Source organism: Auraticoccus cholistanensis, from assembly GCF_009742705.1.
In the GTDB taxonomy this organism is placed as follows: domain Bacteria; phylum Actinomycetota; class Actinomycetes; order Propionibacteriales; family Propionibacteriaceae; genus Auraticoccus; species Auraticoccus cholistanensis.
The window spans coordinates 658,118-673,186 of the sequence record NZ_WPCU01000005.1 but is presented as its reverse complement, the minus strand read 5'-3'; the positions used below and the strand labels follow the sequence as shown (position 1 = coordinate 673,186).

General features: G+C 75.9%; 11 protein-coding genes. 7 read left to right on the top strand and 4 right to left on the bottom strand.

All coding sequences use genetic code 11. From position 1 onward, the window contains the following. Positions 1 to 66 precede the first annotated feature (66 nt). The 4 genes from moeB to GC722_RS08925 all read left to right on the top strand — a co-directional run bounded on the left by moeB (position 67) and on the right by GC722_RS08925 (position 4,348). Entirely contained in the window at positions 67 to 1,209 is a 1,143-nt protein-coding gene (moeB, locus tag GC722_RS08940) for a molybdopterin-synthase adenylyltransferase MoeB (protein WP_331714582.1), read from the top strand. Positions 1,210 to 1,319: 110 nt separating this feature from the next. Beyond that, complete coding sequence (locus GC722_RS08935; protein ID WP_156609571.1) at positions 1,320 to 2,570, top strand: alpha/beta hydrolase family protein; 1,251 nt, start codon at positions 1,320 to 1,322, stop codon at positions 2,568 to 2,570. Next, the gene (locus tag GC722_RS08930) at positions 2,567 to 3,514 is read left to right on the top strand and encodes an ABC transporter ATP-binding protein (protein ID WP_331714581.1); all 948 of its coding nucleotides are present in this window, start codon (positions 2,567 to 2,569) and stop codon (positions 3,512 to 3,514) included. Before GC722_RS08935 ends, GC722_RS08930 begins: the two co-directional genes overlap by 4 nt. A gap of 3 nt (positions 3,515 to 3,517) precedes the next feature. Continuing rightward, the gene (locus GC722_RS08925) at positions 3,518 to 4,348 is read left to right on the top strand and encodes an ABC transporter permease subunit (protein WP_156609570.1); all 831 of its coding nucleotides are present in this window, start codon (positions 3,518 to 3,520) and stop codon (positions 4,346 to 4,348) included. 22 nt (positions 4,349 to 4,370) lie between these two features. Here the strand turns inward: GC722_RS08925 and GC722_RS08920 are convergent, their stop codons facing one another. The 4 genes from GC722_RS08920 to GC722_RS08905 form a co-directional block, all read right to left on the bottom strand. Further along, positions 4,371 to 5,033, bottom strand: a complete 663-nt coding sequence (locus tag GC722_RS08920) for a response regulator (protein ID WP_156609569.1) — start codon at positions 5,031 to 5,033, stop codon at positions 4,371 to 4,373. Next, complete coding sequence (locus tag GC722_RS08915) at positions 5,030 to 6,478, bottom strand: sensor histidine kinase (protein WP_156609568.1); 1,449 nt, start codon at positions 6,476 to 6,478, stop codon at positions 5,030 to 5,032. The genes GC722_RS08920 and GC722_RS08915 overlap by 4 nt, the downstream gene beginning before the upstream one ends. 100 nt (positions 6,479 to 6,578) lie before the next feature. Then, positions 6,579 to 6,782, bottom strand: a complete 204-nt coding sequence (locus tag GC722_RS08910) for a cold-shock protein (RefSeq protein WP_156609567.1) — start codon at positions 6,780 to 6,782, stop codon at positions 6,579 to 6,581. 177 nt (positions 6,783 to 6,959) lie between these two features. After that, positions 6,960 to 7,460 (bottom strand): MGMT family protein, encoded by a 501-nt coding sequence (locus tag GC722_RS08905; RefSeq protein WP_331714580.1) that lies wholly within the window; start codon positions 7,458 to 7,460, stop codon positions 6,960 to 6,962. A gap of 88 nt (positions 7,461 to 7,548) precedes the next feature. Here GC722_RS08905 and GC722_RS08900 point away from each other — a divergent pair, with 88 nt between their 5' ends. From GC722_RS08900 to nudC, 3 genes are all read left to right on the top strand, one after another. Next, complete coding sequence (locus GC722_RS08900; RefSeq protein WP_331714579.1) at positions 7,549 to 10,833, top strand: ATP-dependent helicase; 3,285 nt, start codon at positions 7,549 to 7,551, stop codon at positions 10,831 to 10,833. Then, on the top strand, positions 10,830 to 14,132 hold the full coding sequence (locus GC722_RS08895) for a UvrD-helicase domain-containing protein (RefSeq protein ID WP_197429918.1): 3,303 nt from the start codon (positions 10,830 to 10,832) through the stop codon (positions 14,130 to 14,132). Before GC722_RS08900 ends, GC722_RS08895 begins: the two co-directional genes overlap by 4 nt. A 62-nt stretch (positions 14,133 to 14,194) precedes the next feature. Beyond that, positions 14,195 to 15,058 carry an NAD(+) diphosphatase gene (gene nudC, locus GC722_RS08890; RefSeq protein ID WP_156609564.1) on the top strand — a complete coding sequence of 288 codons (864 nt, stop codon included), beginning with the start codon at positions 14,195 to 14,197 and terminating at the stop codon, positions 15,056 to 15,058. Positions 15,059 to 15,069: the final 11 nt, after the last annotated feature.

The following is a 15,069-nucleotide window of genomic DNA, read 5'->3' as shown; positions in this document are numbered from 1 at the left end:
GGGTCCCTCGACCAGGCGGGGTCCCTCGACCAGGCGGGGTCGCCCGGGCGGGCGGGGACGCCGCTGGTGGAGCCCGCGGAGTCGCTCACCGCGGAGGAGCTGGTGCGCTACGACCGGCACCTGCTGCTGCCGCAGATCGGGCTGACCGGTCAGCTGCGGCTGAAGAACGCCCGGGTGCTGGTGGTCGGGGCCGGTGGTCTGGGCAGCCCGGCGCTGGCCTACCTGGCCGCCGCGGGGGTGGGCGTGCTCGGGGTGGTCGACGACGACGTGGTGCAGGTGTCGAACCTGCAGCGCCAGATCCTGCACGGCCAGTCCGACGTCGGCCGGGCCAAGGTCGACTCGGCCGCGGACTCGGTGGCGGAGTGGAACCCGCACGTGCAGCTGGTGCGGCACCGCACCCGGATCACCTCCGAGAACGCGATGGAGCTGGTCTCGGGGTACGACCTGGTGGTCGACGGCACCGACAACTTCGCCACCCGCTACCTGGTCAACGACGCCTGCGCGCTGGCGGGCAAGCCCTACGTGTGGGCGTCGATCCTGCGTTTCGACGGCCAGGTCAGCGTGTTCTGGGCCGGTCACGGCCCCTGCTACCGCTGCCTGTTCCCCGAGCCGCCGGCGCCGGGCATGGTGCCCAGCTGCGCGGAGGGGGGCGTGCTCGGGGTGCTCTGCGCCGCCGTCGGCGCGGCGCAGGTCAACGAGGCGATCAAGCTCATCACCGGTGCGGGCGAGCCGCTGCTGGGACGGCTGCAGCTGCACGACGCGCTGACCGCGTCCTGGCACACGCTGGAGGTGGCCGCCGACCCCGGCTGCGCGCTGTGCGGGGAGTCGCCGACCATCACCGAGCTGCAGGACTACGCCGACTTCTGCGGTCTCACCACCGCCGAGGCGCCGGTCGCGGAGGTGGACGTCGCCACGCTGCGGGCCATGCTGGCCGAGCGGGAGCGGGGCGGGCGCCGGTTCACCCTCGTCGACGTCCGGCAGCCGCACGAGGCCGAGGTCGCCCGCATCCCCGGCTCGGTGCTGGTGCCCAAGCCCGAGATCGACGCCGGCACCGCGCTGGACCGGCTGCCACGGGACGAGCCGCTGGTGCTGTACTGCCGCAGCGGCGTCCGCTCCGAGGCCAGCCTGCGACGGCTGCAGCAGGCGGGGTTCGAGGACCTGGCCCACCTGGCCGGCGGGATCGAGGCCTGGCAGTCCCACCCGGCCTGACCCGAGCCCTCCGGGGAGGAGCGGCGTCGCGCGACCCCTGACTTCCGTCAGGGGGTGCACCTGTCGGCCGGCACCTGTGCGACCGCCGCCTGGCGCAGCAGCCTGAGGGCATGACATCCAGCTACCCCCATGCCGTCCGCCGTGCCTCGCTGGCGTCGGCCCTCGCCGTGTCGGTGCTCCTCACCGCCGTCTCCACCCTGCCGGGGCTGGTCGCCCGGAGCTCGGCCTCCGGCCCGGGGGACCCGGTGGCGTTCGGCCTGCCGACGCCGACCGGCCCCGAGCGACCAGGCACCCTGGAGCTCCACCTCGTCGACCGCCAGCGCACCGACCCCTGGGCCGAGGACGGGGGACCCCGGGAGCTGATGATCAGCATCTGGTACCCGGCGGTGCACGAACCGGGGGCACCGGCCACCCCCTACCTGCCCGAGCGGGTGGCCTCGTTCTACGACCAGACCTCGGCCGAGCTGGGGATCGCCCGCGGCGCCGTCGACTTCGCCGGAGCGGTCTCCTCCGCGCAGACCCGTGCCCCCGTCGCCGGCACGACCCCGCGGCCGGTGGTCCTGTACTCACCCGGTGGCGGCATGTCCCGGGCCCTGGGCACGATCCTGGTGGAGGAGCTGGTCAGCCACGGCTACGTCGTCGTCACCGTCGACAGCACCTACCAGGCCCCGGTCGAGCTCCCCTCCGGGCTGACGCTGCCGGCCCGGGGAGTCGACCTGGAGCAGGCCCTGGCCGAACGGGTCCGTGACCTCCGCTTCGTGCTGGACCAGCTGGAGCTGCTGGTGGCCGGGGGGAACCCCGACCAGCAGCGGCGCCCGCTGCCGACCGGGCTGCGGACGGTGCTCGACCTCGACCGGGTCGGGGTGTTCGGCCACTCGATGGGCGGCTTCGCCGCCGCCGAGGCGATGCAGGCGGACCCCCGGCTGGACGCGGGCGTGAACCTCGACGGCAGCATGGGCCAGGAGTACCAGGCCGATCCGGACGGCCGCATCGACCGGCCCTTCCTGCTGGTCGGGGCGGGCACGGACGGCGACTCCGGGCGCCCGCACACCCACCGGGACGCTCCGGACTGGGCGGACTACTGGGCGCGGATGACGGGCTGGAGACGCGACCTGCACCTCCCCGACGGCGAGCACATGAGCTTCACCGACCTGCAGCACGTGCTGCCGGCCGTGGGCCGCGAGGTCGACCTCGACGAGGAGGCGGTGCGGGCGGCCATCGGGACGGTGGACCCCGAGCAGAGCCTGACCGTGCAGCGGACCTACCTGCGGGCCTTCTTCGACCACCACCTGCGGGACGAGCCGCAGCCGGTGCTCGACGCCGTGCCCGCCTCCCTCCCGGTGGCGGAGCTGGTCCCGTGATCACGCTGACCGGACTGACCAAGCGCTACGGCCGCACGCTCGCGGTCGACCGGCTCGACCTGACCGTCCGTCCCGGTGTGGTCACCGGCTTCCTGGGACCCAACGGCGCCGGCAAGTCCACCACCATGCGGATGGTGGTCGGACTCGACCGGCCGACGGCGGGGTCGGCCCTGGTCGGCGGCCGCCCCTACGCCGCCCTGCGCAACCCGCTGCGGGAGGTGGGGGCGCTGCTCGACGTGGCCGTCGCCCACCCCGGCCGCACGGCGGCCGCCCACCTCCAGGCGGTCGCCGCCAGCAACCGCATCCCACGGCGGCGCGTCGGTGAGGTGCTGGACACGGTCGGGCTGACCGAGGTGGCCGGCCGCCGCACCCGGGGCTTCTCGCTGGGCATGATGCAGCGGCTGGGCATCGCCGCCGCGCTGCTGGGCGACCCGCCGGTGCTGCTCCTCGACGAACCCGTCAACGGGCTGGACCCCGACGGCGTCCGCTGGATCCGCACGCTGGTGCGGGAGCTGGCCGGGGAGGGCCGCACCGTGCTCATCTCCAGCCACCTGATGAGCGAGATGCAGCACACCGCCGACCACCTGGTGCTGCTGGGCCGCGGGAGGCTGGTCGCCGACGCGCCGCTGGACGACGTCATCTCCTCCGCCTCCCTCAGCGCCGTCCGGGTCCGCACCCCCGACCGGGACCGGTTCGCCCCGCTGCTGCGGGCCGCCGGCTGGACCGTGCAGCCCGGCACGCCGGAGGAGGAGACGGACCCGGACGAGCTGCTGGTCACCGGGACCAGCCCGGCCTCGATCGGTGAGCTGGCGTTCCGTCACGACATCCGGCTGCACGAGCTCGCCCACCGGTCAGGCTCGCTGGAGGAGGCCTACCTCGAGCTCACCGGCGCCGAGGTCGAGTACCGCGCCGCGTCCGACGAACCCACCACCAGGAGGCCCTGAACCATGACGACGCCCACACCGACCACGCCCACACCGACGACGCCCGCACCGACCACGCCAGCACCGTCGCTCCGGGCCGCGCTGGCCAGCACCTCCGCCGCCGCCTCCGCGGAGTGGATCAAGCTGCGCAGCCTCCGCTTCACCTGGTTCGCGCTGCTCGGCGCGGCGGCCCTCACGGTCGTCTTCGCCGTCGTCGTGGCCGCCTCGATCAGCGCCAGCGCGGCCAACGGCTACGACGTCACCGCCTCGGCGGCGGCCCTGGCCGCCCAGGCCGTCACGGTCGGACAGCTCCCGGTCCTGATGGTGGCGGTCACGGTGGTCACCGGCGAGTACGCCGACGCCAGCATCCGGCTGTCGCTGCGGCAGACGCCGCTGCGCGGGCAGCTGCTGCTGGCCAAGACGCTGGTGGCGGCGGCCGCCGGGTTCTGCGCCGGCGTCCCGCTGGCCGTCGCGGGCATGGTCGCCGCCCGCGTGGTGCTGGGGACCGCCGACACCACCAGCTGGGACGAGGCCTGGCGCACCGTGCTGGGGATCGGCGGCTACCTGGCGCTGGTCAGCGCCCTGGTGCTCGGCATCGGCGCGATCACCCGCAGCACGATCGTCTCGGTGCTGGTCTCGCTGCTGCTCCTGCTGGCCGCTCCGCTGCTCGCCCAGATGACGAGGGCCGGATGGCTCGAGGCCGCCACCACCTACCTGCCGAGCACGGCCGGCACCGCCCTGACGAGCCCCGAGGGAGGTGCCTACGGCGCCGGAGCGGCCCTGGCGGTCCTGGCGGTGTGGGTGCTGCTCGCCCAGCTGGGCGGGTACGTGGCCCTCTGGCTGCGGGATGCGTGACCTCCGGCGCCGGGCAGGCGGCTCAGCGCGTCAGCCCGGCCTCGTAGCCCAGGATCGCCGCCTGCACCCGGTTGGCGGCCCCGAGCTTGACCAGGATGGAGCTGACGTGACCCTTCACGGTGCCCTCGACCATGAAGAGCCGACGCCCGATCTCGGCGTTGGACAGCCCCCGGCTGAGCAGCCCCAGCACCTCCCGCTCCCGGTCGGTGAGGCGGTCGACCAGGACGGTCGCGGACCGCGGGGCGCCGACGTCGCGCCGCAGCTGGGCCACCACCCGCTCCGCGACCCTGGGTGAGAGGAACGCGGCCCCCTCGGCGACCGCGTGCACGGCGGTGACGAGCTCGCGCGGGTCCGAGGCCTTGAGCACGAACCCGGAGGCGCCCGTGGCCAGGGCCCGGCGGATGTTGTCGTCGGCGCCGAAGGTGGTCAGCACGACCGTGCGCGTCCCGGGCAGCAACCGGACGATCTCCGCGCCCGCGTCGAGCCCGTCCAGCTCGGGCATCTGCACGTCGAGCAGCGCGACGTCGGGGCGGTGGCGCCGCGCGGCCTCCACCGCGCTGCGGCCGTCCCCGGCCTCCGCGACCACCTCGATCGTCGGGTCGCTGGCCAGCACCGCCCGCACGCCGGCGCGGACCAGCGGCTCGTCGTCGGCGACCAGCACCCGCACGGTCCTGTCCCCGGTCATCGCCCTCCCACTGCCGCCACCAGGTGGTCCTTCGCGATCAGCACGGGCTCGTCCGCCGTCCCGGGGAGCTGGCCGAAGCAGAGCCGGAACATGTCGGAGCTGAGGTCGAGGACCGAGGAGCGCGCCTGGTAGTAGGAGCAGGACGCCCCTGCCGGTGCCGGCGGCACGACGAGCAGCGGCGGCGGCTGGGCCTGCGAGCGCGGGGGGAGCAGTGCGGCGACCTCGACGCGGGGCTGACCGAGCCGGAGCCGCTCGTAGTCCGCCGGTGCGAGCGCCGTCTGGGCGACGGTCACCGCGTGGGCGGTGGCCAGCGTCGTGGCCAGGGCGAGTGCCAGCGAGACCGGCAGCAGGGCGGCCCGCAGCCGGCCGCGGCGACCCTGGCGGCGGAGGTCGACCAGCTGGCGCGCGGCCGGGTCACCGTCGACGGGACCGGCGGCCCGGGCCTGCCGCGTCATGGTGGCCACGAGGTGGAACCCGGCGTCGCCGCGTCCCGCCTCCAGCCGACCGCGCAGGACGCGGAGCCGCTCGTCCAGCCCGATCAGACCGCGACCGCCGCCGCTGCTGGCGGTGGGGGTGCTGCCGCCGGTGCTGACGACCTCGACGCGGACCGGGTCGGCGTCCTCGACACGCACGACGACCTGGCTCCCCGGGGCGTGCTTGGCGGCGTTGGTCAGTCCTTCCTGCACGACCCGGGCCGCGGCCCGGGCCGTCTCCGCGGACCAGGGAGCCGCTGCGCCGGCGACCTCGGCGCGGCTCCAGCTCAGCTCGACGGCCATGCCGCGGCGGCGGGCCCGCTCCACCAGGGCGGTGACGTCGGTGCCACCGGCTGCTCCTGGCTCCTCCTCCTGCGCCGTCGACGCCCCGGTGGGGGAGTCGGGCCCGACGAGCAGGCCGATGACGAGGTGCAACCGGTCGGTGGCGGCGACCGCCGCCGACCGCACCGCTGCGGCGGCGGCCCGCTGCTCGGGAGTGCCGGCGGTGAGCTCCCAGGCGCCGGCCTGCAGGGCGATCAGCGCGAGGTCGTGGCCGAGGGAGTCGTGCATGTCCCGGGCGATCCGGGACCGTTCGCCGGCGCGGGCCTGCTGCTCGACCAGCGCCCGTTCGCGAGCGGCCTGCTCCAGCCGCAGCCGTCGCGAGCGGCCCAGCCACCAGGGCAGCACGGCCACCAGCAGCTGCAGCAGCAGGGTCGTGATGCCCGCCGACCCGAGGCTCCGGGGGTCCCGCACCAGCGGGACGAGCACCGTGACCAGCGCGGTGCCGGTCAGCACGGACACGGCCACGCCCAGCGACCGCAGGTGGCGCCCGGCCGACCAGCCGAGCACCACGGCGCCGGGGACCAGGACCGCGGCCGGGAGTCCCAGCAGCACCAGCGGGGCGGCGGCCGTCGCGGCCGCGAGCCCCGCAGCCCACGCCAGCTGGTCCCAGCTGTCGATCCCGTGCCGCACCCGCCGAGTGTAAGCGGCGGCCCGGGAAGCAGAGCACCCCCGGCGCCAGAGGAGCCGGGGGTGCGGTGCGTGAGGCGGGTGGATCACCCGCGCACGAGGATCAGAGCGGGACGACGCGGTCCGCCTGCGGACCCTTGGGGCCCTGGGTGGTCTCGAACTCCACCCGCTGGCCCTCGTCGAGGGTCTTGAAGCCGTGGCTGTCGATCGCGCTGTAGTGCACGAAGACGTCAGCGCCGCCCCCGTCGACGGCGATGAATCCGTAGCCCTTTTCGGCGTTGAACCACTTGACGGTTCCCTGTGCCATGAACGTTCTCTCTCTCAGAAACTCACCGGGCAGCACTTCGCTGCTCGGGACTGAATGGGAGTTGTCGACCAACGCCCTCGCAAACCACCGACGACGTGACTTCGACCACGCACACAGCTTTCTTGCTTCAGCGGTCCCAGCCTTGCACATGTGGAGGCCCGAGGGAACCCGAAGGAGTCAAATCCACCTCCGAGTCCCCGAGATCCCGCCCGGGGCACCGCCCGGCCCGCCTTGACCGGGGTCCTCGCCGGGGTCCTCGCCGGCGTCGACCGGTGAGGGAGCGGGCTCCGCTCCGTCACCGAGGTCCGGCCGCCAGCGGTGCACGGCCATGTCGACCCGACCGCGTCGCAGCACCACGCCCTCCTCGGCCAGCAGCGCCGCGGCGCGGTCGCGCACCGGGTCGGCCAGCCGGCCGTCGGCCCGGACCACCCGCCACCACGGCACCCCGGCGCCCCAGCGGGACAGCACGGCCGCGACCTGGCGGGGGCCGCCGCGCTCGACCAGCTCGGCGAGGTCGCCGTAGCTGACCACGGTGCCGGCAGGCACCCGTTCGGTCATCGCCAGCACCGCCTCGACCAGCGTCTCGTCCAGCGGGGCGCGCTGGCCGGTCGGACCGGCGTCCGGCTCCGAGGTGCCCGGGGACCGCGGGTGCGGCTGCGGAGGACGGCGGGGCGGCACCCTCCCATCCAACCACCGCCGAACCGGTGCCGAGGTGGCCGGACGCGGGTGGCCGGAAGTGTCGGTGCGATCTGGTTGCATGGCGGTCGTGAGCAGCACCACCCCCACCGCCGCCCCCGAGGTCGGCGAGCCCGCGCCGGCGCCCGCCGCCCGGGAGCACTTCACCCTGCTGCCACCGCTGGCCGTGAGCAGCGCCCCGCCGCAGCTCGACGAGCGCCAGCGCGCCGTGGTCGAGCACCGCGAGGGGCCGCTGCTGGTGCTGGCCGGGCCCGGCACGGGCAAGACGACCACGCTGGTCGAGACCTGCGCCGACCGGCTCTCCCGGCCCGGGGGCGGCGGGGTCCTCGTGCTGACGTTCTCCCGGCGGGCCGCGGCCGACCTGCGCCGCCGCATCTCAGCCCGGCTGGCCCGCTCCCTGGTCACGCCCTCGGCCATGACCTTCCACGCCTTCTGCCTGGCGGTGGTGCGCCGCTTCGCCGACGCCGACGTGCTGGGGGCCTCGTTGCGGCTGCTCACCGCACCGGAGCAGGAGTTCCGCATCCGCGAGGTCCTCGCCGGCACCGAGCAGGTGGAGTGGCCGAGCGAGTTCGCGCGGGCGGCGCCGACCCGGGCCTTCGCGGCGGAGGTGCGGGCGGTGGTCGCCCGCGCCCGCCAGCTGGGGATGGACCCCGAGGACGTCTTCGAGGCCGGCCGTAAGGCGGGCCGGCAGGGCTGGACGGCGGTCGGCACCTTCTTCGAGGAGTACCTCACCGTGCTCGACGCCGAGCAGGTCATCGACTACACCGAGCTGGTGCACCGGTGCCGCATCCTGCTCGCCGACCCGGACGTGCGCCGCACGCTGCGCGACGAGCTCGGCACCGTGCTGGTCGACGAGTTCCAGGACACCGACCCCGCCCAGGTCGCGGTGCTGCGCGCGCTGGCCGGTGACGGCCGTCCGCTCACGGTGTTCGCCGACCCCGACCAGTCCATCTACGCCTTCCGCGGCGCCGACGCCCGGGTGGTGGCCGACTTCCCGACCACCTTCCGCACCGCCCAGGGCGAGCCCGCCCCGACCCTGGCGCTCGGCACCACCCGCCGGTTCGGGCGCCGGGTGGCCCACGCCACGCGGCTGGTGGCCGACCGGCTGCCGCTGCCGGCCGGGATCCCGGCCGACGAGGTGGCGGCCTTCCGCCACCCCGAGGTGCTCGACGTCGGCCAGGGCGCGGGCCGGGTCGAGGCCTACACCTGCGACTCGGTGGGAGCCGAGGCCGAGCACATCGCCGACATCCTGCGCACCGCCCACCTCCGCGACGGGCTGGACTGGTCGGAGATGGCGGTCCTGGTCCGCTCCGGCCGGGTGAGCATCCCGCCGCTGACCCGGGCCCTGACCGCGGCCGGGGTCCCGGTCGAGGTGGCCGGCGACGAGATCCCGCTCGGCTCCGAGCTCGCGGTGCGGCCCCTGCTGCTGGCCCTGCAGGTGGTCGCCCGCGGCCGCCGGCTCGACGCGGACGAGGCGGCGCGGCTGGTCGTCTCCCCGCTCGGCGGCCTGGACGGCCTGGGCCTGCGACGGCTGGGACGGGCGCTGCGCGACGCCGAGCGCCGCGAGCTGGCCGGGGCCGCGCTGCCGCGGTCCTCCGCCGAGCTGGTGCGCCAGGCGCTGCTGCGCCCGGAGCTGCTGGAGGAGTGCGCGCCCGGGCCCGAGGTCCGCAAGGCGCAGCGGCTGGCCGCCCTGCTCACCCGGGTCGAGCGGCTGGTCGCCCGCGGCGCCACCGCCGAGGAGGCGCTGTGGGAGCTGTGGACGGGCACCGAGTGGCCCCGGCGGCTGCGCAGCGCCGCGGTCGGCGGCGGCGAGGCGGGGGTGCGCAGCAACCGCGACCTGGACGCCGTCTGCGCGCTGTTCGAGATGGCCGCCCGCTCCCGCGAGGTCACCGGCAGCCGCGGTCTGGAGGGCTTCGTGGCCGAGGTCGAGGGCCAGCAGATCCCGGCCGACACCCAGCGCGAGTCCGACCTGCGGGGGACGGCCGTCCGGCTGCTGACCGCCCACCGTTCGAAGGGGCTGGAGTGGCCGCTGGTGGTGGTGGCCTCGGTGCAGGAGGGGCTGTGGCCCGACCTTCGCCGGCGGGGGTCGCTGCTCGAGGCCGACCGGCTCGACCGCTCGGGGCTGGGGGACCCCGAGCCGGCCCGGGTCCGGCTGGCCGAGGAGCGCCGCCTGTTCTACGTCGCCTGCACGCGCGCCCGGAACCGGCTGGTCGTCACGGCGGTGGCCGGCACCGAGGGCGAGGGCGACCAGCCGTCGAGGTTCGTCACCGAGCTGGGCGTGCCCGTGCAGGAGCTGGCCGGACGGCCGCGCCGCCCGCTGACCCTGCCCGCGCTGATCGGCGAGCTGCGCCGGGTCGGCGTCGACCCCGAGGCGGCTCCGGCGGTGCGCGAGGCGGCCTGCGTCCGGCTGGCCCGGCTCGCCGACGCCGTCGACGAGGACGGCCGTCCGGTGGCCCCCGCGGCCGACCCGGCCCGCTGGTGGGGGATGGAGGAGCTCTCCCGTGCCGAGCGGCCGGTGGTGCCGCCCGGCGCCCCGGTGAGGATCTCGGGCAGCTCGCTGGAGTCGCTGCTGGAGTGCCCCCGCCGCTGGTTCCTGTCCCGGCGCGCGAACGCCGAGTCCGGGCGCAGCAGCGCCGCGAGCGTCGGCTCGGTGGTCCACGTGCTGGTCGAGCACGCCGCCCGCGGCACGATCGAGGCCGACGACGCCCGCCAGCACCTCGACCGGGTGTGGGAGCAGATCGCCTTCGACGCCAACTGGATGGAGGCCGGTGAGCGGCTGGAGGCCGAGACGGCCCTGGAGCGCTACCTCGGCTGGGAGCAGCGCAGCAGCAGCCGGACGCTGCTGGGCACCGAGGTGCCCTTCGAGGTGACGGTCCCGGTGGGTGAGGAGCAGGTGGTGCTGACCGGCACCGTGGACCGGCTGGAGCGCACCGCCGACGGCCGGCTGCAGGTGGTCGACTTCAAGACCTCGCGCCGGGTGCCGCGCCCGGAGCAGGTGCTGGGCATGGACCAGCTCGGCGTCTACCAGCTGGCGGCCCAGCACGGGGCCTTCGAGCGGCTGGGCGGCACCCGGGCGGTGGCCGGTGGTGAGCTGGTGTTCCTGCGGGCCCAGGACGGCGACGGCGAGCCCTACCCGCGGGTGCTGCACCAGCCCTCGCTGGACGACCACCCGCAGCTGCCCGACGCCGACGAGACGGCCGGCGCCTTCCCGACCTGGGTGCACGCCCGGCTGGCCCGCGCGGTGCAGGTGGTGCGCGGTGAGCGGTTCGACGCCCGCGCCGGCGACTCCTGCCGCTACTGCCCCTTCACCGCCAGCTGCCCGGCGGTCGGCCGTGGGGCCCAGGTGGTCCGGTGAGCGCCCCGGCCACCGCCGGGCCGCGCCGCCTCGCCGGCCCCGACGACCTCTGCGCCGCCCTCGGCATCGAGTTCTCCGAGGAGCAGCTGCAGGCCATCACCGCCCCGCTGGCGCCCGGGGTGATCATCGCCGGAGCCGGCTCGGGCAAGACCACCGTGATGGCCGCCCGCGTGGTCTGGCTGGTGGGCACCGGGGCGGTCCGGCCGGAGGAGGTGCTGGGGCTCACCTTCACGCGCAAGGCCGCCGCGGAGCTCTCGGCCCGGGTGCGCGCCGCGCTGGCCACCGCCGGCGTCCTCGACACCACCGGCGTCGACGAGGCCGGCGAGCAGGTGATCATGACCTACGACGCCTTCGCCGCCCGGCTGGTCTCCGAGCACGGCCTGCGGATCGGGGTGGAGTCGGACCCGACCATGATCACCGGCGCCACCCGCTACCGGCTCGCCTCGCGGGTGGTCCGCGCCGCCGCAGGCCCCTTCGAGCAGATCAGCCGGTTCCGGCCCGACACGGTCACCGAGCGGGTGCTGCGGCTGGACGCCGAGATGCGCTCCCACCTGGTCGAGGCCCACCAGCTGGACGCCCACGCCCGCGAGATGCGTCTCGCGCTGGCCTCGGCACCGCCGACCCGCACCGGCGCCCCCTACGTCGCGATCCGCAACGCCGCGGTCCGGCTGGAGGAGCGCCTGGAGGTGGCCAGCCTGGTGCGGGACTACCAGGCGCTCAAGGAACGCCTCGGCGTGGTCGAGTTCGCCGACCAGATGGCGGTGGCGGCCCGGCTGGCCGACGAGGTGCCCGAGGTGTCGGCGCTGCTGCGCCGCCAGTACCGGGTGGTGCTGCTGGACGAGTACCAGGACACGTCGTCCGCGCAGGCGCGGCTGCTCCGCGGGCTCTTCTCCGGCGCGGCACCGGGCACCGGCCGCGGGCACCCCGTGACGGCCGTGGGCGACCCCTTCCAGGCCATCTACGGCTGGCGGGGCGCCGCGGCCAGCAACATCATGGCCTTCGCCGACGACTTCCCCGACGCCAGCGGCCGTCCCGCCCGCTCCTTCGCGCTGACCGTCAACCGGCGTTCCGGGCAGACCATCCTGGACGTGGCCAACGTGGTGGCGACGCCGCTGCGCACCGGCGACGCGGTCGTCGACCTCACCGAGACCCTGCTGCGGGCGCCGCAGAGCGCCGGCGCCGGCCAGGTCCGGGCGGCCACCTTCGACACCTGGCCCGAGGAGGTCGCCTGGATCGCCGACCAGATCGTCTCGGCCCGGGAGTCGGAGGAGGTGCCGAGCTGGTCCGACGTCGCGGTCCTCACCCGCCGCAACGCCGACATCGCCCGGGTCTACGCCGAGCTGACCAGCCGCGACGTGCCGGCCGAGATCGTCGGCCTGGGCGGGCTGCTCGAGCTGCCCGAGGTGGCCGACGTGGTCAGCACGCTGACGGTGCTGGACGACGTCACCGCCAACCCCGAGCTGGTGCGGCTGCTGACCGGTCCGCGCTGGCGGATCGGCCCCCGCGACCTGGCCCTGCTCGGCGCCCGCGCCCGCGAGCTGGCGGCGCGCCGGGCCGATGCCCCCGGCGCCGAGGACGACCCAGTGCTGGCGGCGCTGGACGAGGCCGTGGCCGAGGTGGACCCGACCGAGGTGACCAGCCTGCTGGACGCGCTCGAGGACCCGGGCGACGCCCCGTACTCGGCCGAGGCGCGGGAGCGGTTCGCCCGCTTCGCCGCCGAGCTCGCCGGGCTGCGGGCCCACGTCGAGGAGCCGGTGCTCGACCTGACCCGCCGGGTGGTGGCCGTGCTCGGGCTGGACGTGGAGCTGGTGGCCACCCCCGAGCTGGAGCGCCGGCAGCGCCGCGACCAGCTGGCGGCCTTCCTCGACGCCATCGCCGGCTACGTCGACGTGGACGGCGACGCCTCCCTCAGCGGTCTGCTGGCCTACCTGCGGGCCGAGCTCGAGCAGGGCTCGGGCCTCGACCAGGCCGTGCCCTCCGACCACGACGCCGTCAAGCTGCTCACCGTGCACCGGGCCAAGGGGCTGGAGTGGACCCAGGTGTACCTGCCGGCGCTGGTCGAGGGCGTGTTCCCCAGCGACCGGGTGACCGACAACTGGCTGACCAACGCGGCGGTGGTGCCGGCCGAGCTCCGCGGCGACGCCGACGCGATCCCGCAGCTGGAGGAGGTCAGCAACGCCGCGTTCACCGCCTACGCCCAGGACCTCAAGCTCGAGGCGCGCAAGGCCGAGGACCGGCTGGCCTACGTGGCCGTCACCCGCGCCCGGCGGGTCCTGGTGGGCAGCGGCCACCGGTGGCGCGACGGCGTCCAGAAGCCCCGCAAGCCCTCGCCGTACCTGCAGGCGGTGCTGGCCGAGGCGGAGCGGCAGGGGCGGGTGCTGCACACCGCCTCCGCTCCCGAGCCCGGCGCCGGCAACCCGCTGGTGGTGGCCCGCGAGCCGGTGCCCTGGCCGAGCCCGCTCGACCCGGACGCCTGGCTGCGCCGCCGTGAGGCGGCCGAGGCCGTCGCGGCCGCACGCCGGCGGGCGGCAGCCGGCCAGGGCTACGAACCGGTCGAGGGGGCGGAGCCGCTGCTGCTGGACCAGGAGGTCCAGCTGGCCGGCTGGGACGCCGACCTGGAGCGGCTGGTGGCCGAGGTGCGGCAGAACCGCTCCTCACGGCACCGGGTGCGGCTGCCGTCCCACCTGACCGCCACCGAGCTGATGCGCGCCCACGCCGACCCGTCCGGGTTCGCCGCCGAGCTGGCCCGGCCGATGCCGCGGCCCCCCTCGCGCGGGGCGCTGCTCGGCACCCGCTTCCACCGCTGGGTGGAGACCTTCCTGGGCGCGACGGCGCTGGTGGACCTCGACGAGGTGCCCGGCTCCGCCGACGCCGACCTGGTCGAGGAGCGCGACCTCGACACGCTGACGCGCGCCTTCGCCCAGGGCCAGTTCGCCGCCCGGCGTCCCGCCCACCTCGAGCTGCCGTTCACCACCGTGCTGGGCGAGCAGGTGGTCCGCGGCCGGATCGACGCCGTCTACTGCTCGGCCGGTCACCGGGCCGGTGGGGAACCGGCCGGGGCTGCTGCGGTGGCGGCCTCCGAGCCGGCCTGCTGCCTGGTGGTGGACTGGAAGACCTCCGCCGCCGGCGAGGCGGACCCGCTGCAGCTGGCCATCTACCGGGCCGCCTGGGCCGAGCTCTCCGGCGTGCCGGTGGAGCGGGTGCAGGCCGGCTTCTACTGGGTGCGCGAGGACCGCCTGGAGCTGCTCGAGGAGCTGCCCGGCCCGGCCGAGCTGGCGTCCCTGCTGGGCGGCGGCTGAGGCACGCCCGCCCGCCCGTCCGGGCGGCAGGAGCACCGGTCCGGATGGCCTAGCCTGTCCGGGTGAGCATCTGGTCGGGCAGCAGTGAGCTGGATCGTGTCGCCCAGCACCGGCACAACGAGGAGTGGGTCGCCCAGCTGTGGCAGCAGGAGAACGCCCGGCTGCTGAAGGTGACCGAGACGGGGGAGTTCTACACCTGCGACGGCGGCCGGCGGCTGCGGCTGCCGCGGCCCTTCGTGACCTTCGACCCGCAGCGGCACTACCTGCTGGGGATGGTGGCCGACGTGCCCGTCTTCACCGTGCTCTCGCTGCCGGAGGGCGAGACCCACAGCCTGCGCGCCGTCGGGCACCAGCTCGAGGAGCGGGAGCGCGACCTCGCCACGGTCGCCGTCTCGCTGGTGAACTGGCACCGGCACGCCGGCTTCTGCCCGGTCTGCGGCGGGACCACCCGGGTGATCAACGGCGGCTTCGCCCGGGTCTGCACCCGGTGCGGCGAGCAGCTGTTCCCGCGGACCGACCCGGCGGTGATCGTGGCGATCCTCGACCCCGACGACCGGCTGCTGCTGGCCCGCCAGGGCAGCTGGCCGAAGGGCCGCGCCTCCATCCTCGCCGGCTTCGTCGAGGCGGGGGAGTCCCTGGAGCAGGCCATCCACCGGGAGATGACCGAGGAGGCCGACGTCGAGCTGCACGACCTGCGCTACTGGGGCAGCCAGCCGTGGCCGACGCCGCGGTCGCTGATGCTGGGCTTCACCGCCCGCAGCCGCGACGGCCACGTCAGCGTGGACGGCGAGGAGCTGGTGCAGGGCCGGTTCTGGAGCCGGGAGGACGTCGACCGGGCCGAGGCGGCCGGCGAGCTGGTGCTGCCGCCCAGCTCCTCCATCGCCTCCCGGATGATCGCCGCCTGGCGCGCGGGCACCCTGCTCTGAGGACGGGCCGC

What these genes read in the sequence shown, in the direction of transcription:
- GC722_RS08920 (WP_156609569.1), bottom strand. Translation starts at nt 5,033, where the DNA reads ATGACCGGGGACAGGACCGTGCGGGTGCTGGTCGCCGACGACGAGCCG.
- GC722_RS08925 (WP_156609570.1), top strand. Translation starts at nt 3,518, where the DNA reads ATGACGACGCCCACACCGACCACGCCCACACCGACGACGCCCGCACCG.
- GC722_RS08910 (WP_156609567.1), bottom strand. Translation starts at nt 6,782, where the DNA reads ATGGCACAGGGAACCGTCAAGTGGTTCAACGCCGAAAAGGGCTACGGA.
- GC722_RS08935 (WP_156609571.1), top strand. Translation starts at nt 1,320, where the DNA reads ATGACATCCAGCTACCCCCATGCCGTCCGCCGTGCCTCGCTGGCGTCG.